This window comes from Methylorubrum aminovorans, assembly GCF_022179725.1.
Lineage (GTDB): Bacteria > Pseudomonadota > Alphaproteobacteria > Rhizobiales > Beijerinckiaceae > Methylobacterium > Methylobacterium aminovorans.
In genome coordinates this window covers 311,400-335,160 of record NZ_BPRC01000001.1, presented here as the reverse complement: position 1 = coordinate 335,160, position 23,761 = coordinate 311,400, and the positions used below count along the sequence as shown (strand labels likewise).

Genomic DNA, 23,761 nt, shown 5'->3' with positions numbered 1-23,761 from the left:
GGTCGTCACGAGGCGCTGACCACGATCTCCACCAGGTTCGGCTGCCCTGAGCGGATGCCCGCCTCGACCGCCCCGGCGATGTCCGCCGCCCGCTCGATCCGGCGGGAAGGCACGCCCATCGAGGCGGCCAGCGCCAGAAAGTCGATCCGCGGGTCGGTCAGGTCCATGGCGATGAAGCGGTTCGCACGCACCGAGGCGTAGTGCGTCTGCGATTTCATGAACTGCTTCAGGATGTTGTACTCGGAGTTGTTAATCACGACGAAGGTCACGGGCAGCCCTTCATGCGCGGCGGTCCAGAGTGCTTGGGGCGAGTACATCGCCGCCCCATCGCCGACGATGCAGACCATCGGCGCCCGGTCGAGCCCGAGCGAGAAGCCGACCGAGGCGGGCATGCCCCAGCCGAGCACGCCGCCGCGGATCGAGGAATATTGCCGCGTCCAAGTGCTGTGCAGGATGGTGCGCAGGTGCCCGAGGGTCGCGGGCGCCTCGTCGACGATGGCGATGTCGGCCCCGACGGCGCGGGCGATCTCGCGGGCGGCGACGAGAGGGTGGATGACGGGATCGGCGTAGGCGGCATCCGCCCGGGCTTCGAGGGTGGCCCGGCGCGCGTCGTAGGCCGCGACGGCCTCGCGGCGCAGGCGGGCATAGGTCTCGGCGCGGGGCGCGACGCGCGCTTCGAGCAGCGGCAGCAGCACGTCAAGGGAGGCGCGCACGTTGCCGACCGTCGAGAGCTGCGTCGCGTAAGTGCGGCCGAGATCGCGCGCATCCGCCGAGAGCTGGAACACCTGCGTGCCCGGCGGCACCGCCGAGCCTTCGGTGTACAGAACGGTGATGAGCGACTTGCCGCCGAGCGCGAACACCGCGTCGAAGCGGCCCAGGATCTCGGCGATGCCGCTGGCCTTGGTCGGCAGGTTGCCCATCCAGAGCGGGTGGGCGGTCGGAAACGGGATATGCGCCGGCCAGGACGAGCCGTAGACCGGCGCGGCGAGGAGGTCGGCGAGCCGAACCGCCTGAGCCGAGGCGTCGCTGGCATCGACCTCGTCGCCGGCGATCAGGGCGAGACGTCCCGGCGGGATGGCGGCGAGATGCTCTGCTAGCCGGTCAAGGGAGCCGGCCACGGCGCGGTGGTCGATGGTGGAGATCTCGCCGAGCGGCGCGGCGGTCCTCGCTTCCATCACGTCCATAGGCAGCGACAGGAAGACGGGTCCTGAGGGTGCCGCCGCGGCGTCGTGAAACGCGCGGCGCAGGAGCACCGGAAGCTGGTCGGCGTTCGTCACCTCGCGCGCCCACTTCACCGTGGGGGCGGCGATGGCGGCTAGGTCACCGAACAGGAGCGGATCGGTGATGACATGCCGCGAATCCTGCTGGCCCGCGGTCACCACCAGCGGCGTGCCCGAGATCTGGGCGTTGAGCAGGTTGCCCATGCCGTGACCGAGGCCGCCGGCGGTGTGCAGGTTGAGGAAGCCCGGCCGGCGCGCGGCCTGCGCGTAGCCGTCGGCCATAGCCACAGCGCTCGCCTCCTGCAGCGCGAGCACGTAGGCGATGTCGGTCGCTTCCGTCAGGGCGTCGATCAGCGGCAGTTCGGTCGTGCCCGGATTGCCGAAGATGTAGCGGACCCCTTCCGAGCGCAGCACCTCCACCAGCACCTCGGCGCCGCGCCGCTCGGCCACCGCATCGAGTGTCGTGACCGTCATGGCATTTCTCCCTGCGCGTCAGCCCTCTGATTCAACGCGCATCATCCGCGCCGGGATGACACCCGGTCGAGCGCGGTCTCAGGGTCTCTCACCATCGACGGCGGCGCCAAGGCCGCTCATTCCCCTGTCGAACCTGCCGCCGAAATCGTCATCGGGTCAGGGCTGGGCAGCGCGCGGTCGCACGGACCAGGTCGCCCAGAAGACCGGACGGCCGTAGAGGGAGGAAGCGTCGCTGCCGTCGATCCGGGGTGCCCGGCGGTCGAGCCAGGTCAGGAAGCCGCCCTTGTCCGGGTAGATCGTCGGCGCGTCGAGATTGCCGTAGCGGTCGGTCATCCATCCGAAGCCGTCACGGGTGAAGCGCCCCAGGGCGTCGCCGCCGGAGCGCAGGCCGAGATAGGCGGTCGAATGGCCGGCAGCGATCGGCTCCGAATAGAGCGTCAGGGCGGTGATGCTGCCGGGCGAGAGGTCGGAGGTGTAGTGCAGGCAGATGTCGGCGACAGGCCCACCCGAAACGGTGACCGGCCGCGAGCAGGAATAGGCCACGGCCCAGCGGTCCATGCCGCGTGCCTTGGCGACGCGGACCTCGGTCTCGGCAGGCAGACTCTCGATCAGCGTGACGGGCGCCGACCACGCGCGCTCGGCCAGCGGGTCGCGGCTGGTGCGCAGATACAGCGCCATGCGCCGCTTGCTCCGCGGCGCCCCGCAATCGGCGGGCAGCACGTCGGTGTAGAAGTAGTGGTAGACGCGGTCGACCACACTGATCGAACCGGTCAGGCCGCGGGCCTCGAGATTCGGCGCCGCGCAATTGCCCGCGATCGGCTTGCCGTTATCGTCGAGCACGGGGGCTGGCTTAGCCGCCGCAGGCCGGGCCCGTCCGCGTCGGCGCCCCTTCTCCTCGGCGGGGGGCGCGCCGAACGGCTGCCATGCGGTGCCGGGATCGGATTCGACGCGCAGGTCGAGGCTCTGGAAGTCGTAGGTTCTTGCCTGGACCAACACTCGGCGGCGGCCGCCCTCCCCCGAGGGTTCGGTCGCGGTGGCGAGGATGGCGTAATAGGGGTCGCCCGCCCAATCGCGCCCCGCAACCATCATCGCGTTGCCGGACGGATCGTCCTCCGGCGTCAGCGCCTGGGCGCGGAAGGTCATCTTCTCCGCCTGCTTGCCCCCTTGCTGCGCCTCGCGCGCCGCCCGGCGGGCCTCGCGCCGCGCCTGCCGGCCCGCTCGGCTGCGGCGGCGCGGCTGCTCCGCCCGCGCCGGGCCGTCCCCCTTGAGGCCCTCGCTCCAGAAGCGCGGATCGGTCGGCGGCAGGATCGTGGCCAGCGCCTCGATCTGCCGGCCGATGCGCACGGCGCCGCCCGCGGCGGAGTCGCTGGCGCGCAGGTCCGACGGGCAGGCCTCCTCGCCACGGCGTCCGCTCCCGCGCGGCGGCTCGGCCCGGTAGATCACCTGGAGCGGGCCGGGCGGTCCAGTATCCTTGAGCCGGAGGATCTGCACGTCGTGAACGAAGCGGCAGGGCGGCGGGACAGCGAAAACACCTTCGGCCTCGTCGGCCGAGCGGCAGATCTCGAGAGCGCCGCCGCCGGTGGCGTAGCAGGCGCTGCTGCCGCCCCGCGCCGCGCCGGCCTGAGCAGGCCCCGCGAACATCGCCAGCACCGAAGCGCCGATCGCTACTCCGCCGCGCAAGGCGGTCTCGGAAGCGGTCCTGAGGGAACCGCGTTCAGCGGCGCGGGAGGGGAAAAGGCGCAGTGTCGACACCGAGAAACCTTAGCCCTTTCGGGCTGAGTCCGGAAAGCTGCCGCAGGAGGCCTTCCCATCACGATCCGGTCGTTTTCGGCACGCGAGAAGCGAACATGGTGAAAGGATTGGCTCACCAACACGGATTATCCTGGGGGTCCGTTCGATCAAGAGGGCATCCCATCGATGAGCAGCGGTCTCTCGGCACCGGCCGGTCTGTCGGAGGTCTCCCGCCTCGCGACATTGCTGGCTGATCAAGCGCTCGACGCGCAGATCATGAGCCGTCCTATCCCCGACGATCAGGTCCAGGCCCTGCTGGACGCCGCCGTACTCCTCGACGAGTACGGCCAGGAAATCCCGCCGCTCCTCGGGCAGATCGTCCACGAGATCGGCTCCTCCGCGCCCGAACGCGCCGTCCGTTCGACGAAGCGCGCGGACGAGGACGAGGTCGGGCGCATGGCCTGGATGCTGCGCCCATTCCGCTCTTCCAAGCGCGCCGGCTGAGACGCTGGCTTAGAGACGGGCTTGCGGGGGCCGGGCCGCGCCGATAGAGCGCGGACGACGTGGCGCGTGCCATCAGCCCGGATTTCAGCCCCATGACCACCTACAAGCTTCTGCTCCTGCCCGGCGACGGCATCGGCCCCGAGGTGATGGCCGAGGTCGAGAAGGTGGTTGGCTGGCTCAAGCGCGCCGGCCTCGCCGATTTCGAGACCGAGCGCGACCTCGTTGGCGGCGCGGCCATCGATGTCCACGGCAAGCCGCTGGCGGACGAGACGCTCGCCCGCGCCGACGCGGCCGACGCGATCCTGCTCGGCGCGGTCGGCGGGCCGAAGTGGAACGGCGTGGCCTACGACATCCGCCCCGAGGCCGGCCTGCTGCGCCTGCGTAAGGATCTCGGCCTGTTCGCCAACCTGCGTCCGGCGATCTGCTACCCGGCTCTGGCCGACGCCTCGGCGCTGAAGCGCGAGTTGGTCGAGGGCCTCGACATCATGATCGTGCGCGAGCTTACCGGCGGCGTCTATTTCGGTGAGCCGAAGGAGATCACCACGCTGGAGGACGGCTCGAAGCGGGCGGTCGACACGCAGGTCTACACCACCGCCGAGATCGAGCGGATCGCACATGTGGCCTTCGACCTCGCCCGCAAGCGTTCCGGCCGGGTCGCCTCGGCCGAGAAGAACAACGTGATGAAGACCGGCGTCCTGTGGAAGGAGGTCGTGACCAAGGTTCATGCCGAGCATTACAGCGAAGTCGAGCTGGAGCACGTGCTCGCCGACAACTGCGCCATGCAGCTCGTACGACGTCCCAAGCAGTTCGACGTGCTGGTGACCGACAACCTGTTCGGTGACGTGCTCTCCGACGTGGCGGCGATGCTCACCGGCTCGCTCGGCATGCTGCCCTCGGCCTCGCTCGGCGCGACGGACGCCCGCGGCACCCGCAAGGCGCTCTACGAGCCGGTCCACGGCTCGGCCCCAGACATCGCCGGCAAGGGCTACGCCAATCCGATCGCGATGATTGGCTCGCTCGCGATGTGCCTGCGCTACTCGTTCGGGCTCGGCGAGGCCGCCGACCTCGTGGAGGGCGCAATCACCCGGGCGCTGGCCGCAGGCGCCCGCACCCGCGACATCGTCGGCGTAGGCCAGACCCCGATTAGCACCGCCGAGATGGGCGACGCGATCCTGCGCGAGTTGGAAGCGCTGAAGGGCTAAATGCCCGCATCTTTATCCCTGGGAGACACGCAGGCAATCCAGGGCGCGGACCTCATCCGGCAGTGCCGCGCCACGGATCGCTTCGCTGACGCTCGCGATGACGGCGCGCTACTTCTCCCCTAATGGCAGCCAGGCGCGCCCGTCTCGGCCAAGGAGTTCGTCCGCCTCCTTCGGCCCCGGACTCCCCGCCGCATAGAAGCAGACCGGCGCGTCCGTCCAGGCCTGGATCAGCGGATCGACGGCGGCCCAACTCGCCTCGATGGTGTCGGCGCGCTGGAACAGGGTCGGGTCTCCGATCATGCAGTCGTAGATCAGCGTCTCGTAGCCGACCGTCGAAGCGGGCTCGAAGAAGTCGGCGTAGCGAAAGCCGGTCTCGATCGCGGAGAGATGCATCTGCGGACCCGGCCGCTTCACGTTCAGGCGTGTCGCCGAGCCGGGTTCCGGGTCGATGCGCAGGCGCATGACGTTCGAAGAAGGGTCCGCGCCCTCCTTCACTTTGAAGAGGGTGAAGGGGGCCGGCTTGAAATGCACCGCGATCTCCGTGCGCCGATCGGCCAGGCACTTGCCGGTGCGCAGGTAGAACGGCACGCCGGACCAGCGCTCATTCTCGATCGCGATCTTGAGCGCGACGTAGGTCTCGGTGCGGGAATCCTCGGCCACATCCGGCTCGTCGCGGTAGGCCGCCGCATCCCTGCCCCCCTCGCGTCCGGCGGCATACTGGCCGCGCACGGCGTCCTCCGGCGAGATCGGGCGGATCGCCGTCACCAGCCTCGTCTTCTCGTCGCGCACGGCCTCGGCATCGAACGAGCCCGGCGGCTCCATCGCCACCATGGTGAGGAGCTGGAACAGGTGGTTGGGCACCATGTCTCGCAGCGCGCCCGTCGGCTCGTAAAAGCGGCCGCGCTCCTCGACGCCGATCGTCTCGGCGGCAGTGATCTCGACATGATCGACGTAGTCGCGCCGCCAGACCGGGTCGAGCAGGGCGTTGGCGAAGCGAATCACCAGGATGCTCTGGACCGTCTCCTTTCCGAGGAAGTGGTCGATCCGGTAGAACTGGCTCTCGTCGCCCTGCGCGAGAATGGTTTCGTTGAGCGCCTTGGCGGAAGCGAGGTCCGAGCCGAACGGCTTCTCGATGATGACACGGCGGAAGGCGCCGTCCGACTGTTCAAGCAGGCCGGCCTTGCCGAGGCCTTCGACGACGGGTCCGAAGAAGCGGGCAGCGACCGCGAGGTAGAACACCACATTGCCGCTCAGCCGCCCGGCAAGATCCTGGAAGGTCGCCGCTTTGGAAAAATCGCCCTGCATCACGTGCAGGCGCTCGCGGATGAAGCCCCAGGGCTGCGGATCGATCCGCTCGGGATGGAACTCGGCCGACGGATCCCCGGCGAAGGACTCCATCGTCTTCGTCAGGTCGTCGCGCCAGCCATCATCCGTGAGCGGGTTGTGATCGACGCCGAGGATCGAGAATTTTTCGGCAAGCAGCCCGCCACCGGCAAGATTGTAGAGCGCCGGCATCAGCAGGCGCTTCGTCAGATCGCCGCCGGCTCCGAAGACCACGAGGGTGCAGGGCGGGGCCTGCGGCGTATCGGGGGTGTCGTGAGCGCGGGCGTCGGGCATCGATCATCCGGGGCTGCCGGCCGGCGACGGGCCGACCGCTGAGATCCCGGTTTCAACAGCATCCCGCGCCCCGTGTTCCGGCCGGGCTGCCCTGCTCCGGCCGCCGGAATGGTCCCTACTCGTCGGTGCGGACGGCCGAGCCGCCGTCGATCGGCAGGCGCGCGCCCTTGAGCTCTTCGCCAGTCGGAAGCGAGCGGGCGTCCCAGCCCCCGCCGAGCGACCGGATCAGCGCCACGGCGGTGGTGAAGCGATTGAGGCGGATCTGCAGCGCGGTGACCTCGTTGTTGATCTGCAAGGCCTGAGCGGTCACCACCGTGGTGTAGTTCTGCGTGCCGGCCCGGTACTCGTTGAGCGCGATCTCGACCGCGCGCCGGGCCGAGGCCACCGCCTCGTCCTGCTTCGCCTGCTGCCGTGCCAGGATGCGCACGCCGGCCAGCCCGTTCTCGACCTCGCCGAAGGCGGTCAGCACCGTCTGCCGGTAATTGGCCACCGCCGCCTCGTAGGCGGCCCGCGCCGTCTGCAGCACCGCGGCGCGGGCACCGCCGTCGAAGAACACCTGACTGCCGTTGGCGGCGATCGACCAGACGCGGTTGGCTGCCGAGAATACGCCATTGCTGGTCGCGCCCGAGAATCCGCCCGAGGCCGAGAGCGTGACGGTGGGGAAGAAGGCGGAGACCGCTACGCCGATCTGCTCACTCTGTGCCTGCACCAGCCGCTCGGACCCGGCGATATCGGGCCGGCGCTCCAAGAGGTCGGAAGGGATGCCGACCGGTACCGACGGGGGACGCACCGGCAGGGGCGAGAAGGGCAGCTTGAATTCGGAAGGGGGCCTGCCGGTGAGGATCGCCACGGCGTGCTCGAAGGTCGCCCGCTGCAGATCGACGGCGATCAGCGAGGCCTCGGTGGTCTGGAGCTGCGTCTGCGCGGTGATGACGTCGGAGCGGGCGGCCACGCCCGCATTGTACTGGTTCTCGGCGATGGCGAGGCTGCGCTTGAAGCCCTCGACGTTCTCCTGAAGCACCCGCTTCAGCGCATCCTGGTAGCGCAGCTGAAGATAGGCGGTGGCCAGCTCCGCCTGGAGGCTGAGGCGCACCAGGGCGAGGTCGGCGGCCGAGGCCTGGGCGGAGGCGACATCGCTCTCGATCTGGCGCCGGATGCCGCCGAACAGGTCGAGCTCCCAGCTCGCCTGCCCCTGGAGCGAGACCGTCGTGCGCTCCGTCCCCAGGGCCCGCGAGCGGGTGATGCTCGGCGCGCCGATCACCGTGGGGAACAGGGCGGCGCGCGCTTGCGCCACCAGGGCGCGGGCCTGATCGTAGACCGCGATCTGGGCGCGGAGATTCTGGTTGTCCACGTCGATCGAGCGGATCAGCCGGTCGAGGGTCGGATCGTTGAAGACCCGCCACCAATCGCCTCGCTCGGCCGCGTCGTTCGGCAGCGCCGGGCGCCAGCCCTTCTGCGCCTGGACGTAGGCCAAGCTGTCCTCGCGCATCCCCCCCTGCTTGAACGCCAGCGGCGTCTCGACGGAGGGTCGCGAATAATCGGGGCCGACGAGGCAGCCGGAGGTGGTCGCGGCAAGGATAGCGACGCCGGAGAAGCGGAGCAGAGTCGCAAACCCTCCCCTCCCCGCTCGACGCGGGCGGCCTTCGTGCAAATCACGGATCACGAAACAACCATCCTCACTCGGCCGGCACCGTCGCGGGTCCGCCCCGGCGACGCTTCGCCCAGAGCCGGAGACGGTCGAGATACAGGTAGACGACCGGTGTCGTGTAGAGGGTCAGGATCTGGCTGACGATGAGTCCACCGACGATCGCGATCCCGAGCGGGCGGCGCAGCTCGGCGCCCTCGCCGCCGGCGATGATGAGCGGGGCCGCGCCGAGCAGGGCGGCGAGCGTCGTCATCATGATCGGCCGGAAGCGCAGGATGCAGGCCTCGTAGATCGCCTCCCCCGGCGCGAGGCCGCGCTTCCGCTCCGCATCAATGGCGAAGTCGATCATCAGGATCGCGTTCTTCTTCACGATGCCGATCAGCAGGAACACCGCGATCAGCGCGATGATGGTGAACTCGGTGCCGGTGGTGAGCAGCGCGACGATGGCGCCGATGCCGGCCGAGGGGAGCGTCGAGAGGATCGTCAGCGGGTGGATGTAGCTCTCGTAGAGGATGCCCAGCACGGCGTAGACGGCGAGCAGCGCCGCCAGGATCAGCAGCGGCTGGCGCGAGGCCGAATCCTGATAGCTCTTGGCCGCGCCCGCGAACTCGCCGTGGATGGTCTGCGGCAATTGCAGATCGAGCATGGTCTGGTTGATGACGGCGGTCGCCTCGCCCAGGCTCTTGCCCGGCACGAGGTTGAACGAGATCGTTGTCGCCACGAACAGGCCCTGATGGGCCACTTGGACCGGGGCGTTGCCGGTCTCGAAACGGGCGAAGGCCGAGAGCGGGACCATCGTCTCCTTGGCGCTCGACACCGGCGCACTCGACGATGCGCTGCCCCGGCTCGCGGCGATGGCGTTGCCTGCGGCGTTGCGCGCCGAGTCGGCGGCGATGGCTGCGGCCGTATCGGTGGTGGAGGTGCCCGACGTCGAGGCTGGCGAGGGCGTCGTGGTCCCGCCGCCCGAGACCGTGCCGGCGACCGCGTTGGTGGTGGCCGAGCCCCGCGCCCGTCCGCCCGTGGTCGAGACATAGATCGTCTTCAGCACCTCCGGGTTCTGAAGGTATCGCGGCGCGATCTCCATCACCACGTGGTACTGGTTGAGCGGATTGTAGATCGTCGAGACCTGCCGCTGGCCGAAGGCGTCGTAGAGCGTATTGTCGATCTGGTCCGGCGTGATGCCGTAGCGGAAGGCGGTCGCCCGATCGATGACGAGCCGGCTCTCCAGCCCGCCCTCCTGCTGATCGGAGGTCACATCGGCGAAGATGTCGGTGCGCTTCTGAAGGGCCTGCAGAAGCTTGGGCGAGGCGGCGTAGAGTTCGGCCGCGGTGTCGCCCTGGAGCGTGTACTGGTACTGGGCGAAGCTCTGGCGCCCGCCCATTCTCAGATCCTGGCGCGGGAACAGGTACAGGCGCGCGCCCGCGACCTGGGCGAGCTTGGGCCGAAGCCGCGCCATCACCTTCTCGATCGAATCGCGCTGACCTAAGGGTTTGAGCCCGACGAAGACGTTGGCGGAATTCGTGCCGCGCCCGCCGGTGAAGCCGACGATGCTCTCCACCGCCGGATCCGCCTGCACGATGGCGCTCGCCCGCTCCAGCTTGTCCTTCATCGACTGGAACGAGATGCGCTGGTCGGCCTGGATGCCGCCCATGAGCTGGCCGGTATCCTGATCGGGGAAGAATCCCTTCGGCACGATAATGTAGCCGTAGACCGTCAGCCCGATCGCGGCGAACACGCTGAGCGCGGTCAGGCGGCGATGACGGAGCGCGAACCGTAAGCTGCGCTCGTAGCCGCGCAGCAGCGCGTCGAAGCCGCCCTCCAGCATCCGTAGCAGGAAATTGGGGCGCTTGCCCGCATGCGCCTGCGCCTCGGGCTTGAGCAGCAGGGCGCACATCATCGGCGTCGTCGTCAGCGAGAGCACCAGCGAGACGAGGATCGCGATCGAGAGCGTGACCGCGAATTCCCGGAAGAGCCGACCGACGATGCCGCCCATCAAGAGGATCGGCAGGAACACGGCAATCAGCGACAGGCTCATCGAGACGACGGTGAAGCCGACCTCGCGGGCGCCGATCAGCGCCGCCTCGACCCGCGGCTTGCCCGCCTCGATATGGCGCTGGATGTTCTCCAGCACGACGATGGCGTCGTCGACGACGAAGCCGGTCGCGATGATGAGGGCCATCAGCGAGAGGATGTCGAGGGAGTAGTCGAGCATCCACATCGCGGCGAAGGTGCCGATGATCGAGATCGGCACCGCCACCGCCGGGATCAGCGTCGCCCGCCACGAGCGCAGGAAGATGAAGGTGACGAAGATGACGAGGATCACCGCGATGATCAGCGTCTCCTCGGTGCTCGCCAGCGACGCGCGGATCGTGGCCGAGCGGTCGCCGGAGATGTCGAGGTCGATGTCGCCGGGCAGCGCCGCCTTCACCTGCGGGATCGCCGCGCGCACCCGCTCCACCGTCTCGACGACGTTCGAGCCTGGCTGCTTGTAGATGAACAGGATCACGCCCGGCTTGCCGTCGACGAGGCCGAGATTGCGCTTGTCCTCGACCGAGTCGACCACCTCGCCGACATCGGCGAGCCGCACGGCGGCGCCGTTGCGGTAGGCCACGACGATGTCGCGGTAGTCGGAGGCCTGCCGGCCCTGGTCGTTGGCGTAGAGCTGGTAGCGGCGCTCGCCCGCCACGATGTCGCCCTTGGGCGAGTTGGCGTTGGCCGAGGCCAACCCCGCGCGGATGCCTTCCAGGCCGATGCCGTAGTGGAACAGGGCAGTCGGATCGAGCTCGACCCGCACCGCCGGCAACGACGAGCCGCCGATATCGACGTTGCCGACACCCTCAACCTGACTCATCCGCTGCTGCACGATGGTCGCGGCGGAATCGTAGAGTTGGCCCGGCGTCAGCGTGTCTGAGGTCAGCCCGAGGATCAGGATCGGCGAATCGGCCGGATTGAACTTGCGGTAGGTCGGGTTGGTGCGGAGCGCCGTCGGCAGGTCGGCACGCGCAGCGTTGATCGCCGCCTGCACGTCACGGGCGGCGCCGTCGATGTCTCGGTTGAGGCCGAACAGCAGGACGATCCGAACCGTGCCGGTCGAACTTGTGGACGTCATCTCGTTGACGTCGGCGATGGCCCCGAGCCGTCGCTCCAGCGGCGCGGCGACCGTGGTCGCCATGGTCTCCGGCGAGGCGCCGGCCATCTGGGCCTGGACGAGGATGACGGGGAAATCGACCTGCGGCAGCGGCGCCACCGGCAGCCGCACATAGGCGAACAGGCCGGCAAGCATCAGGCCGATGGTGAGAAGCGTCGTCGCGACCGGGCGACGGATGAAGGGTTCGGAGAGGTTCAAGGCGCCGCCCCGCCCGGCGCCAGCCCGTCCCGCTCGCGCCGCCGGGTGATGCGCCGCTCCAGCCGGTCGAAGGCGAGGTAGATGACGGGGGTTGTGAACAGCGTCAGCACCTGGCTGACGATGAGGCCGCCGGCGATGACGATACCGAGCGGCTGGCGCAGCTCCGAGCCGACGCCCGAACCGACGATCATCGGCACCGCCGCGAACAGAGCGGCGAGCGTCGTCATCAGGATCGGGCGGAAGCGCAATAGGCAGGCCTCGTAGATCGCGTCACGCGGGGTCTTGCCCTCCTCACGCTCGGCCTGCAGCGCGAAGTCGATCATCATGATCGCGTTCTTCTTCACGATGCCGATCAGGAGCACGATGCCGATGATCGCGATGATGTCGAGGGAGAGCCCGAACCACATCAGACCGAGCAAGGCGCCGATGCCGGCCGAGGGCAGCGTCGAGAGGATGGTGATGGGGTGGATGAAGCTCTCGTAGAGCACGCCGAGCACGATGTAGACGGTGATGATTGCCGCGCAGACGAGGAACAGCTCGTTGGACAAAGCCGTCTGGAAGGCGATCACCGAGCCCTGCGGCACCACGTTGAAGCTCGCCGGAAGATCGATCTCCTTGCGCGCGGCCTCCAGCGCGTCCACCGCCTGCCCCAGGGCGACGCCCGGCGCGAGGTTGAACGAGACGGTGGTGGCCGGGAACTGGCCGAGATGGCCGATCAGCAGCGGCGCGCGCCGCTCTTCGATCTTCGCCACCGCCGAGAGCGGCACCTGCCCGGAGGGCGCGGTGGAGGACGGCAGGTAGAGGTTCTCGAGGGAGGCGAGCGAGGTGTGCAGCTTCGGGTCCGCCTCGAGGATGACCCGGTACTGGCTCGATTGGGTGAAGATGGTCGAGACGATGCGCTGGCCGAAGGAGTCGTAGAGCACGTTGTCGATCGTGGCCGGCGTGATGCCGTAGCGGCCGGCGGTCGGCCGGTCGATGGTGACGTAGGCCGCCAGCCCGTTGCCCTGGTAGTCGCTGGTCACGTCGGCGAGCAGCGGCGAGCGGCGCAGGGCCTCGACGTAGCGCGGCACCCAGGTTTCGAAATCGCCGAGGTTCGGGTTCTCGAGGATGACTTGGTACTGCGTTGCCGAGACGGCGGTGTCGATCGTCAGGTCCTGCACGGGCTGCATGTAGAGCCGCACGCCGGGCACGGCGGCGGTCGCCGCGTTGAGGCGGCGGATGATCGTGCTCGCATCCGCCCCGCGCGCCTCCCGCGGCTTCAGGTTGATGAGGAAGCGGCCCGAATTGAGCGTCACGTTCTGCCCGTCCACGCCGATGAACGAGGACAGGCTGGCGACGTCCGGATCCTTCAGCACCACGTCGGCGAGCGCCTGCTGCCGCTCGGCCATGGCCTCGTAGGAGACGCTCTGATCGGCCTGGGAGATGCCCTGGATCACGCCCGTGTCCTGCACGGGGAAGAAGCCCTTGGGGATCACCACGAAGAGCCAGGCGGTGAGCGCCACGGTGCCGAGGGTGACGATGAGCGTCAGCCCCTGATGGGCGAGCACGACCCGCAGGGCCCTGCCGTAGAGCGTGATGACCCCGTCGTTCAGCCGCCGGCCCATGCGAGCGATCGGGCCCTCGCGCCGGGTGGCGGGCGTGTCGGCGCCGTGGGCGACGGGCTTCAGCAGCCGCGCGCACATCATGGGCACGAGCGTCAGCGAGACCACGGCCGAGATCACGATGGTGGCCGAGAGGGTGATGGCGAACTCGCGGAACAGCCTTCCGACCACGTCGGCCATGAAGAGCAGCGGAATCAGCACCGCGATCAACGAGACGGTGAGCGAGATGATGGTGAAGCCGATCTCGCGGGAGCCCTTCAGCGCCGCCTCGAACGGATCGTCGCCCTCCTCCACGTGGCGGGCGATGTTCTCGATCACCACGATGGCGTCATCCACCACGAAGCCGGTGGCGATGGTGAGCGCCATCAGGGAGAGGTTGTCGAGGGAGAAGCCCCAGGCATCCATCGCGGCGAGCGCGCCGATCAGCGAGAGCGGGACCGACAGGCTCGGGATCAGCGTGGCGGAAAAGCTGCGCAGGAACAGGAAGATCACCATCACGACGAGGGCGATGGCGAGCATCAGCTCGAACTGCACGTCGTGCACCGAGGCGCGGATCGTCGTGGTGCGGTCGGTCAGCGTGGCGATGGAGACCGAAGCCGGCATCGTCGCTTCGAGTTGCGGCAGCAGCCGCTTGATGCGGTCCACCGTGTCGATGACGTTGGCGCCGGGCTGGCGCTGGATGTTGAGGATGACCGCGGGGGTGCGGTCGGCCCAGGCGCCGAGCCGCGTGTTCTCGGGCCCCTCGACCACCTCGGCGACATCGGTCAGCCGCACGGGCGCGCCGTTGCGGTAGGCGATGATGGCGCTGGCATAGACCGCCGGGTCGCGGACCTGATCGTTGGCGTTGATCGCGTAGGACTGGGTCGGCCCGTCGATGTTGCCCTTGGGCGTGTTGACGTTGAGGTTGGCGATCGTCGTGCGCAGGTCGTCGATGTTGAGGCCGTAGGCGGCCATCGCCAGCGCGTTGAAACGCACCCGCACCGCCAGCCGCTGGCCGCCGCCCATGCTGACGAGGCCGACACCCGCGATCTGGCTGATCTTCTGGGCAAGCCGCGTTTCGGCGAGATCGCGCACCTGCGTTAGCGGCACTGTCTTGGATGTCAGTGCCAGTGTCAGCACCGGCGCGTCGGCCGGATTGACCTTGGCGTAGATCGGCGGGGCCGGAAGGTCGGTCGGCAGCAAGTTGCCGGCCGCGTTGATCGCCGCCTGGACCGACTGCTCGGCGATGTCGAGGGGGATGTCGAGGTTGAACTGGAGCGTGATGACCGACGCCCCCGCCGAACTCTGCGAGGACATCTGATTGAGGTTGGTCATCTGGCCGAACTGCCGCTCCAGCGGCGCCGTGACGGCCGAAGTCATCACCTCCGGGCTGGCGCCCGGATAGAAGGTCTGGACCTGGATCGTCGGGTAATCGACGGCGGGCAGGGCCGAGACCGGCAGATTCAGGTACGAGACCGCGCCGACGATCAGGATCGCCAGCATCGACAGGGTCGTTGCGACGGGCCGCAGGATGAAGATGCGGGATGGGTTCATGGCCGCATCCGGTTACTGTGCCTGGCGCCGGCGTCCCCGGTGCTCCTGGGCTGTCTCACCGGAGCCCGTCTGCGCCGGCGCACCGGCCGCCGGTGTCGAGGGAAGCGTCGCGCCGGGCGCGCCGGTGGCCGGTCCGGCGGCCTGCGGGCCGGTCTGGTGGCCGACGACCCGCACGGGCGCCCCCTCGCGCAGCCGGTCCGTGCCGTCGGTGACGACGCGGTCACCCGGCGCAAGGCCGGACAGAACCACCGTGTTCACGCCATCGGTCTCGCCGGTCTTGATCGGGCGCACCGTGACCTTCTCGTCACCGTCCATCAGGTAGACGTAGGTGCCCGGCGTGCCGCGCAGGATCGCGGCATTGGGCACCAGCGCTGCGCTTCGGATCGTCTCGACGGTGAGGCGCGCGTTGACGAACTGATTCGGGAACAGGGCCTCGTCCTCGTTCTCGAACATCGCCCGCAGTTTCACCGTTCCGGTCGTGGTGTCGATCTGGTTGTCCACCGTGTCGAGGCGGCCCGTGGCGATCTCGTGCTGGTCGCTGCGGTCATAGGCGCGCACGGTGAGCTTGGCTCCCTCGCGCACCCGGCGCATCACCCGCGCCACGTCATCCTCCGGCAGCGTGAACACCACCGAGATCGGGCGCAGCTGCGTGACCACGACGATGTTGGTCGAGCCGGCGGTGATGTAGTTGCCGAGATCCACCTGCCGCAGGCCCACACGACCCTCCACCGGCGCGACGATCCGGGCGTAGGTGAGGTTCAGCTTCTGCTGATCGACCAGCGCCTGATCGGCCGCGACCGTTCCCTCGTTCTGTTTCACCAGGGCGGCCTGGGTGTCGACGTTCTGCTTCGAGATCGAATCCTGACGGTTCAGGGTCTGGTAGCGCTGGAGGTCGAGCTTCGAATTCTGCAGGAGCGCCTGATCGCGGGCGAGCTGACCCTGATACTGGGCGAGCAGCGCCTCGTAGGGCCGCGGGTCGATCTGGGCCAGGAAATCGCCCTCCTTCACCATCTGGCCCTCGCGAAAGCCGATCTTGGTGAGGTAGCCGCTGATCTGCGAGCGAATCGAGACGGTGGCGAGCGGCGTCACGGTGCCGAGGCCCTGGAGCACCACCGGCATGTCGCCGCTGACGATCGGCGCGACGCCGACCGCCTGTTTCATCTCGCCCGGTCGGCCGCCGCGGCCAGGACCACCGGGTCCCGGCGCCTGCGCCGTCTCCCCGGCCGGCTTCTGCCGGGCATCATAGGTGCGGTGGGCCACCGCGCCCACGCCGCCGAGGATTAGCAGCGCGAGCATCCAGCGCCCGAACTTCGTGCGTCGGCGGACCGGGGTGGTCGGCACCGGATCCGCGGTCCGGTACTCCCGCGCGGTCTCCCTGCGTATCGGCGAACTCTCGTTCATCCCTCACATACTCGTCATGTCGTTCACGGCCGTCGAATGCGAGCCGGTCCGCCAGATCTTTGATGGGGCGCCGTCTTTCGGGACGGTGCCTCAATCGCGTCAGTCGGCCGAAAGTCCGGTCCTGTCGATACCGCGCACCCGAAAAGGGCCCGCCTCGGTACGGCCGGCGAGGCTGGCCCGATAATGCGGTGTTCCTACGGCGCCGACGTTTCCGGCATGTTGCTGTGCCCCGGAGCGCCCTGCGACTGATAGAGGCGCATCACGTCGCGAAACGACGCATCGACCGGCGTCACCGGCACGGCGAGGCGCAAGCAGAGCCCAAGACCCGTGGACGCGACGGCCAGCAGCAGACAGGTTCGAAGACGCATGATCCGCCGATGCGAGGGGGCCGCCGCGAAGGGAAACCTGATCGGACATGAAAAAAGCCGCCGTGTCGAGCGGCGGCTTTTTCAGAAGGACGACCGGACCGGCCAGCTACACTGACGAGACGAGGGGGCGAAGTCCCTTCAGCGCCGCGGCCGGTCCGACCGTGGGGTGAACATGCGCTTACGACTGATGATCGTCAACATTCGTCACCCCCTGATGATGCCGCAAAAAACGGATTCGGCGGATCATCCGCAGACTCGTGTGCGTCAACGCACGCCGCATCGACTGGGTCGGGAGGTTCTCGCAAAGGTCCTGCAAGACCCCTCTTGTTTTCGCGCAGGATGAAACCAACCGCGCACAAGTCTTCTCCCTGTTTCCTGCTTACATGAAGGCGCTTGGAGCGGCCGGACCGCTCTGCGTAGACATCGACCATGACTCCCGCCGCGAATCGCTTTCCCGCCCTCACCGGCCACCCCGTCTTCGCTACCCTGCCGGAAACCGTTTTCGAAACGATGTCGCGGCTGGCGCGCCAGCACGATGCGATCAATCTCGGCCAAGGCTTCCCCGACGGACAGGGGCCGGACGACGTGCGCGCCGCCGCGGCGCGGGCCCTAGACAGCGTCAGCAACCAGTATCCGCCCATGATGGGGCTGCCCTCGCTGCGCACGGCCATCGCGGCGCATTACCGGCACCATCAGGGGCTCGACCTCGATCCGGAGCGCGAAGTGATGGTGACCTCGGGCGCGACCGAGGCGCTGGCCGGCGCGCTGATGGCGCTGATTCGGCCCGGCGACGAGGTCGTGCTGTTCGAGCCGATGTACGACGCCTACTTGCCGCTGGTGCGACGCGCGGGCGGCGTGCCGCGCTTCGTCACGCTCAAGCCCCCGCATTTCCGGATCGAGGAGGCGGCGCTGGCGGAAGCCTTTTCCGAGCGCACCCGGATCGTCCTCCTCAACAACCCGCTCAATCCGAGCGCCACGGTCTTCGGGCTGGACGACCTCGCCCTGCTCGCCGCCTTCTGCCGACGCTTCGATGCGGTGGCGATCTGCGACGAGGTGTGGGAGCACGTGATCTTCGACGGCCGGCGCCACCTCCCTCTGATCGCCCTGCCGGGCATGCGCGAGCGCACGGTGAAGATCGGCTCGGCGGGCAAGATCTTTAGCCTCACCGGCTGGAAGGTCGGGTTCGTGATGGCGGCCGAGCCGCTGATGCGCGTCCTCTCGCGGGCGCACCAGTTCCTCACCTTCACCACGCCGCCCAACCTCCAGGAGGCTGTCGCCTACGGACTCGCCAAAGACGATCGCTACTTCGAGGACATACGCACCGGCCTCGCACGCTCCCGCGACCGGCTGGCGGCGGGGTTGTCCGAAATCGGCTTCACGGTGCTGCCGAGCGCAGGCACATACTTCCTCACCGTCGATATCGCGGGGCTCGCCGCCGACGACGTTGCCTTCTGCCGAAGGATCGTGAGCGAGCACGGCGTGGCCGCCATTCCCGTCAGCGCCTTTTACGAAGGGGGAAGCGTGAGGAACCTCGCCCGCTTCTGCTTCGCCAAGACGGATGCGACCCTCGACGCGGCGGTCGAGCGGCTGGCCGGTCTATTTCGCGTGGGGTGAGCGGAGACGAGGCCCGCTTCCTTGTGCAACGGTCGGGGCGGGGCCACATCCTCCGCCATGACCACCTCCGTCGACACCCCCAGCATGGCCTATCGCGAGCCTCCGGGCGCGGCGCAGCTGCGCCGCTTCACCGACACCAGCACGGAGGCGAGCCTCCAGCGGCTGGAGCAACTCGCCCACCTGATGGACTCGGCTTTCCTTCTGCCGGGCATCAACCGCCGCGTCGGCCTCGACGCGGTGATCGGTCTCGTTCCCGTCCTCGGCGACATCGCGGGCATGGCGATCGCCTCGTACATCGTCTACGAGGCGAAACGGCTCGGCGCGCCGCGCTGGCTGGTCTGGCGCATGATGGCCAACGTCGCCCTCGACGGCGCGGTGGGCTCGGTGCCGCTGGCCGGCGACCTGCTCGATGCGGCCTTCAAGGCGAACCGCCGCAACGTGCGCCTGCTGCGCCGCCATCTCGAGCGCAAGGGCGACTTGCGGCCGAGCGAGATCGAGGGCACCGCAATCCGGCTCGACTGAGCCGGCATCGGCCGCCCGAGTGTGAGGGTGGAGCCGATGAACGAGCAGCTGCGACCCGAACCCGACGCGGTGCCCGTCACCGCGCCGGGCAACGCGCCGCAGATGCAGGCCCTGCCGACCGCCACCCGCCGCGGCCTGTCGCCCCTCAACCGACGGCGACTGGCCAACTTTCGGGCCAACCGTCGCGGATACTGGTCGGCGGTGATCTTCACCGTCCTGTTCGTGCTGAGCCTGTTCGCCGAACTCATCGCCAACGATCGCCCGATCGTGATGCAGTACAAGGGCGAGTGGCTGTTCCCCGTCCTCGTCGATTACCCGGACGAGAAGTTCGGCGGCTTCCTGGCACAGACCGACTACCGGGCGCCCGAGACGCGCAAGGAGATCGAGGAGAACGGTTGGGCGCTCTGGCCACCGATTCCGTATGCCGACAACACCTTCATGCGGGATCTGCCGACGCCGGCTCCCTCGCCGCCGACCTGGATGCTGAGCGACGAACAATGCCGTCCGGTCGCCGAGCGGGCGGGCGTAAAAGTCGAGGGTCGCGAACTCGGCTGTCGCGACATCGAGTGGCACTGGCTCGGCACCGACAACGCCACGCGGGACGTACTGGCGCGGGTGATTTACGGCTTCCGCATCTCGATCCTGTTCGGCCTCGTGCTCGCCGGCATCTCGTCGGTCATCGGCGTGATCGCCGGAGCGGTGCAGGGCTATTTCGGCGGATGGACCGACCTGATCTTCCAGCGGGTCATCGAGATCTGGGGCGCGATTCCGACGCTCTACCTCATCATCATCATGTCGGCCTTCCTCGTGCCGAGCTTCTTCACCCTGCTCGGCATCCTGACGCTGTTCTCGTGGACAGCGCTCGTCGGCGTGGTGCGCGCGGAATTCCTGCGCGCGCGCAACTTCGAATACGTGCGGGCGGCGCGCGCGCTCGGTCTGTCGAACGTGCGCATCATGACCCGCCACCTCCTGCCCAACGCCATGGTGGCGACGCTGACCTTCCTGCCGTTCATCCTGAACGGCTCGGTCACGACCCTGACCTCGCTCGATTATCTCGGCTTCGGCTTGCCGCCGGGCTCGCCCTCGCTCGGCGAGCTGCTGGCGCAGGGCAAGGACAACATCAACGCCCCCTGGCTCGGCCTTACCGGCTTCTTCGTCGTGGCGACGATGTTGAGCCTGCTCGTCTTCGCGGGCGAAGCCGTGCGCGACGCGTTCGATCCGAGGAAGACTTTCGGCTGAACCGCCTCAGCGCCGCGCCTCGTCGCTCCCCGGCGGGCCGCGCCAGCCGGTCTCGACGGTGAAGCCGGCGCTGCGGGTCGCGACCGCATCGCCGCCGACATGGGCGCGGTAGGCGCCGGCCTCCACCACGAGCGTGCCGTCCGGCTCATGGTAGCCGAGGTCGCGCGCGGGCACGCGGAAGCTCGCGGTGCCGGTCTCGCCCGAGGCGAGATCGAGAAGCGCGACGCCCTTCAGCAGGCGCTTGGGCCGGCTGCGGCCGGCCACCGGCTGACTGAGATAGAGCTGTGCCACCGCCCGGCCGGCCCGCGTGCCGTAATTGGTGACGGCTGCCCGCACCTCCAGCACCGCGTCGTAGCGGTCACCGACGCCAAGATGCGGGGTCACGACCTCCGGCTCACCGTAGGCGAAGCGGGTGTATGAGAGGCCATAGCCGAACGGGAACAGCGGCAGCGGCGATTCATCGACATAGCCCATGGTCCAGCGCGAGCCCGGAATATGCGGCCGGCCACCGGGCAAGACGTCGTAGGTCAGCGGCAATTGCCCGACCCTGCGCGGCCAGGAGACCGGCAACCGGCCCGAAGGGTTGGCGTCGCCGAACAAGGTCTCGGCCACTGCCGGTCCGCCCTCCGTGCCCGGAAGCCACGCCATCAGCACCGCCTGCGCTTGCTCCAGCGCGTTTCCGAGCTCGGTCGGGCGCCCGCCGACCACGACGAGCGCGACCGGCTTGCCCGTTCCCGCCACCGCCGCGAGCAACTCATGCTGTAGACCCGGCCAAGACAGCGTCGCGCTCGATGAGCCCTCGCCCGAACGGTCCCGCGGCTCGCCCATCACGGCCACGACGAGATCGGCACGCGCCGCCGCCGCGACCGCTTCGGAGAACTCGGCACGGCCGTCGCAGACCCGCCCGCAACCCGGCGCGAAATCGATGGCGATGCCGGATGCGGCGGCGCGCTCGCGCAAACCCGCCAGGATCGTCACCGCGTCCCATTCCTGCCCCGCACCCTCGTGCGGCCCGACTTGATCCCAGGCGGAATCGGCGAAGGGGCCGACGACGGCGATGCGGCGCACCTTGGCCGGATTGACCGGCAGCAGGTCCTCGCGGTTTTGGAGCAGGACGAGACTCGCCCGCGCCGCCTCGCGGGCGAGGTTCCGTGTCTCGGGACGCAGGAGTTTTTCTTCGGCGCCGGCCGTATCGATCACGGGGCGGTCGAACAGGCCGAGTCCGAACTTCAGCCGCAGCACCCGGCGCACCGCCTCATCGACCGCGCTCTCAGGAATGCGCCCGGCGCGGACCTCCGCGGGGAGGTGGCGCAGGAAGAGCCCGCTCGTCATGTCCATGTCGACGCCGGCCAGCAGCGCCTTGCGCGCCGCCTCCGCCCCGTTTCGGGCGACGCCGTGGTTCGTTAGGCTCGCGACCGCCTGCCAATCGGCCACGACAAGGCCGGAAAATCCCATCTGCCGCCGCAGCAGCCCGGTCATCAGCGCCGGATCGGCGGTGGTGGGCACACCGTTGAGCGCGGTCAGCGCCGTCATCACCGCGTCGGCTCCGGCCCGGATTCCGTCGCGAAACGGCGGTAGGTGAAGGTCGTGCAGTTCGGTGGGTGCCACGAAGGTGGCGTCGTAGTCGCGCCCGCCGAGCACCGCACTGTAGCCCGCGAAATGCTTCAGCGTGCTCGCGAGCCCACCATCGCGAAAGCCCTCGACCTGCGCCGCGGTGAGCCGCCCCGTCAGCCACGGATCCTCGCCCAGACCCTCGACCACCCGGCCCCAGCGCAGGTCGCGGGCGACGTCCGCCATCGGCGAAAACGTCCAGTTGAGGCCGACGGCCGCGGATTCGCGTCCCTGCGCAGCCGCGGCCCGGCGGACGAGCCCGGCATCGAAACTGGCGGCCATGGCGAGCGGCAGCGGGAAGATAGTGCGGTAGCCGTGGACGATGTCGAGGCCGACGAGCAGCGGAATGCCGAGCCGCGACGAGCGGGCGAGCCGGTCGGCCTGGGCCACGAGACCGGCATTGTTGAAGTTGATGACGGCTCCGACCTCCCCACGGCGGAAGCTGTCGAGGTCGAGGATCGGTTCGTGCGAGATCAGGGTGAGCTGGCCGGCCTTCTCCTCCAGCGTCATCCGCGAAAGGAGCGCCTCGATCCGGTGCTCGACCGGCTCGGCCGCACGGGCCGGAACGATGAGGAGAACAGCCCCGGCGATGCCGCGGACGATTCTCCGAGCCAGCCGCCGCATCGTCACCGTCCCCCCGGGAGCGGTTTCGACCGCCCTTCCACGGCGCGAGAGGATGCCTCAGGACGAGGTGCGCCGTCGATGCGGCATCGGCCGGCATCACCGGGAAACGGGCCGATCGGTGTGGACGACGATCACGGCGAGCGCACCCGACTCCGACCGCCGACGCGGCTCGTCCCAGGAATGTCCGCCGCGACGGGAAGTGGATCCTCCTCCGAGGTGACCACGCGGTCGCGCCCGGTCCGCTTGGCGCGATACAGGGCGTCGTCGGCCCGCCGCAGAAGGTAGTCGAGGCTGCCGCCGATCTGGCTCTCGGCGGCCACGCCGACGCTCACGCTCATCCTCAGCTCGGGATAGTCCGGATGCGTGAAGCGGGCGACCCCGGCCCGAATCCGCTCGGCGACGCGCGCCGCCGCCCGTTCGTCGAGCCGCGGAAGCAGGCAGGCGAATTCCTCACCGCCCATTCGCCCGAACACCGCCTCGGGCGGCAGCACAGGCGCCGCGATTTGGCAGAAGGCGGCCAGCGCCGCATCGCCGACACTGTGGCCGTGGCGGTCGTTGATCAGCTTGAAGTGATCGAGGTCGAAAAGAAGCAGCGCGGCGGGGGCGACCGCGAGATGCCGCTCCGCTCCGGCGACCAGGGCGCGGCGGTTGGCAATTCCGGTCAGGGAGTCGGTTTCGGCGGCCTGCCGCTGCTCGCGCTCGGCCCGTTCCTTGGTCAGTGCCATGAACACGAAGGCGATGGCGACCGAGAACAGCGTGCCTGCGAAGGCGAGGATGGCAAACCACGGCGAGGCGGTCCCGATGGAGACCGGCAACGGTGTTGCGACCGCCAGCGGTATGCGGATCCAGTAGAGCGCGGCGTAGGTCGCGAGCAGGATCAGGGCCGGGTAGCGCGACACCAGCGGCTCGCCACGGCCCCGCCAGATCATGAGGGCACCTGAGCCGCAATAGAGGCCGGCGATCGTCGAGGCGAGGATGACGCGGGCGGCGAGCGACTCGAAGAAGGCTGGAACCGCACAGGCTCCGAGCCAGATCACGGCTCCGGCCAGAGCCCAGTCGAGCCGCAGGCGGCGGCCCTCGAAGGCGCGCACGCCACACCAGATCAATCCGTAGGCGCCGATCATCAGCGCGTTGGCGAGGGCAATCGACAGGCTGTCCGGGATCTGGCCCCGCAGGGCCAGCATCAGTGAGGCAAGGCCGCCGACGATGTGCGCGATACCCCAGACCGCCAGAGAGCGCTCGCGGCGGGTCTGGCTCCACGACAGCAGGAACAGCACCCCCACCGTGACGGTCACGGCGGTCGTCATCATGAAGAGCGTCGGGAGATCGAGGCGCATCTTGTCTTGGCACCGGCCCCGTCGAGCCGCTGCGCCGCCCCCTCAGCATCCTGGTCCCCTCAAAGGGCCAGACCACGACCTCGATGTCAACGGCAATACATCGCAGCAAGGCTGGATTTTCCAGCAATGCGTCGCCGCATCTGCTAAAAATTAGGCACTATGGTACATTTCG

15 protein-coding genes are annotated in these 23,761 nt (G+C 68.9%); 5 read left to right on the top strand and 10 right to left on the bottom strand.

All coding sequences use genetic code 11. The features are described 5' to 3' along the window. Nucleotides 1-5: 5 nt before the first annotated feature. Together MFF24_RS01345 and MFF24_RS01340 are read right to left on the bottom strand one after the other, a co-directional pair. Nucleotides 6-1,694, bottom strand: a complete 1,689-nt coding sequence (locus MFF24_RS01345) for a thiamine pyrophosphate-binding protein (protein ID WP_238221790.1) — start codon at nt 1,692-1,694, stop codon at nt 6-8. A gap of 156 nt (nt 1,695-1,850) precedes the next feature. After that, nucleotides 1,851-3,335, bottom strand: coding sequence for a hypothetical protein (locus MFF24_RS01340; RefSeq protein ID WP_238222869.1), 1,485 nt, complete (start codon nt 3,333-3,335; stop codon nt 1,851-1,853). A 276-nt stretch (nt 3,336-3,611) separates the two neighbouring features. Between MFF24_RS01340 and MFF24_RS01335 the strand changes: the two genes are divergently transcribed. Together MFF24_RS01335 and leuB are read left to right on the top strand one after the other, a co-directional pair. Continuing rightward, nucleotides 3,612-3,929, top strand: coding sequence for a hypothetical protein (locus MFF24_RS01335; protein WP_108940436.1), 318 nt, complete (start codon nt 3,612-3,614; stop codon nt 3,927-3,929). 92 nt (nt 3,930-4,021) lie between these two features. Then, nucleotides 4,022-5,131, top strand: a complete 1,110-nt coding sequence (gene leuB, locus MFF24_RS01330) for a 3-isopropylmalate dehydrogenase (RefSeq protein ID WP_238221789.1) — start codon at nt 4,022-4,024, stop codon at nt 5,129-5,131. Nucleotides 5,132-5,239: 108 nt separating this feature from the next. On the opposite strand, the gene zwf is transcribed toward leuB, so the two are convergent. From zwf to MFF24_RS01300, 6 genes are all read right to left on the bottom strand, one after another. Continuing rightward, nucleotides 5,240-6,748, bottom strand: coding sequence for a glucose-6-phosphate dehydrogenase (gene zwf / locus MFF24_RS01325; RefSeq protein ID WP_238221788.1), 1,509 nt, complete (start codon nt 6,746-6,748; stop codon nt 5,240-5,242). Between the two features lie 115 nt (nt 6,749-6,863). Then, nucleotides 6,864-8,351: an efflux transporter outer membrane subunit gene (locus MFF24_RS01320; RefSeq protein ID WP_238222868.1), complete on the bottom strand. Its 1,488-nt coding sequence runs from the start codon at nt 8,349-8,351 to the stop codon at nt 6,864-6,866. Nucleotides 8,352-8,424: 73 nt separating this feature from the next. After that, a complete protein-coding gene (locus MFF24_RS01315) occupies nt 8,425-11,739 on the bottom strand; it encodes an efflux RND transporter permease subunit (protein WP_238221787.1) in 3,315 nt (1,104 codons plus the stop codon). Continuing rightward, entirely contained in the window at nt 11,736-14,873 is a 3,138-nt protein-coding gene (locus MFF24_RS01310) for a multidrug efflux RND transporter permease subunit (protein ID WP_238221785.1), read from the bottom strand. The genes MFF24_RS01315 and MFF24_RS01310 overlap by 4 nt, the downstream gene beginning before the upstream one ends. A gap of 12 nt (nt 14,874-14,885) precedes the next feature. Continuing rightward, a complete protein-coding gene (locus tag MFF24_RS01305) occupies nt 14,886-16,274 on the bottom strand; it encodes an MdtA/MuxA family multidrug efflux RND transporter periplasmic adaptor subunit (RefSeq protein ID WP_238221783.1) in 1,389 nt (462 codons plus the stop codon). Between the two features lie 194 nt (nt 16,275-16,468). Next, nucleotides 16,469-16,642 (bottom strand): hypothetical protein, encoded by a 174-nt coding sequence (locus MFF24_RS01300; RefSeq protein ID WP_238221782.1) that lies wholly within the window; start codon nt 16,640-16,642, stop codon nt 16,469-16,471. Between the two features lie 429 nt (nt 16,643-17,071). Here MFF24_RS01300 and MFF24_RS01295 point away from each other — a divergent pair, with 429 nt between their 5' ends. The 3 genes from MFF24_RS01295 (at nt 17,072) to MFF24_RS01285 (ending at nt 20,017) form a co-directional block, all read left to right on the top strand. Beyond that, a complete protein-coding gene (locus tag MFF24_RS01295) occupies nt 17,072-18,256 on the top strand; it encodes an aminotransferase (RefSeq protein ID WP_238221780.1) in 1,185 nt (394 codons plus the stop codon). 84 nt (nt 18,257-18,340) lie between these two features. After that, nucleotides 18,341-18,778: a DUF4112 domain-containing protein gene (locus MFF24_RS01290; protein WP_231347027.1), complete on the top strand. Its 438-nt coding sequence runs from the start codon at nt 18,341-18,343 to the stop codon at nt 18,776-18,778. 36 nt (nt 18,779-18,814) lie between these two features. After that, nucleotides 18,815-20,017: an ABC transporter permease gene (locus MFF24_RS01285; RefSeq protein WP_238221778.1), complete on the top strand. Its 1,203-nt coding sequence runs from the start codon at nt 18,815-18,817 to the stop codon at nt 20,015-20,017. A gap of 6 nt (nt 20,018-20,023) precedes the next feature. Here MFF24_RS01285 and MFF24_RS01280 read toward each other — a convergent pair whose 3' ends face one another. Then, nucleotides 20,024-22,252 (bottom strand): glycoside hydrolase family 3 N-terminal domain-containing protein, encoded by a 2,229-nt coding sequence (locus MFF24_RS01280; protein WP_238221776.1) that lies wholly within the window; start codon nt 22,250-22,252, stop codon nt 20,024-20,026. 131 nt (nt 22,253-22,383) lie between these two features. Next, nucleotides 22,384-23,589, bottom strand: coding sequence for a GGDEF domain-containing protein (locus tag MFF24_RS01275; RefSeq protein WP_238221774.1), 1,206 nt, complete (start codon nt 23,587-23,589; stop codon nt 22,384-22,386). Nucleotides 23,590-23,761 lie beyond the last annotated feature (172 nt).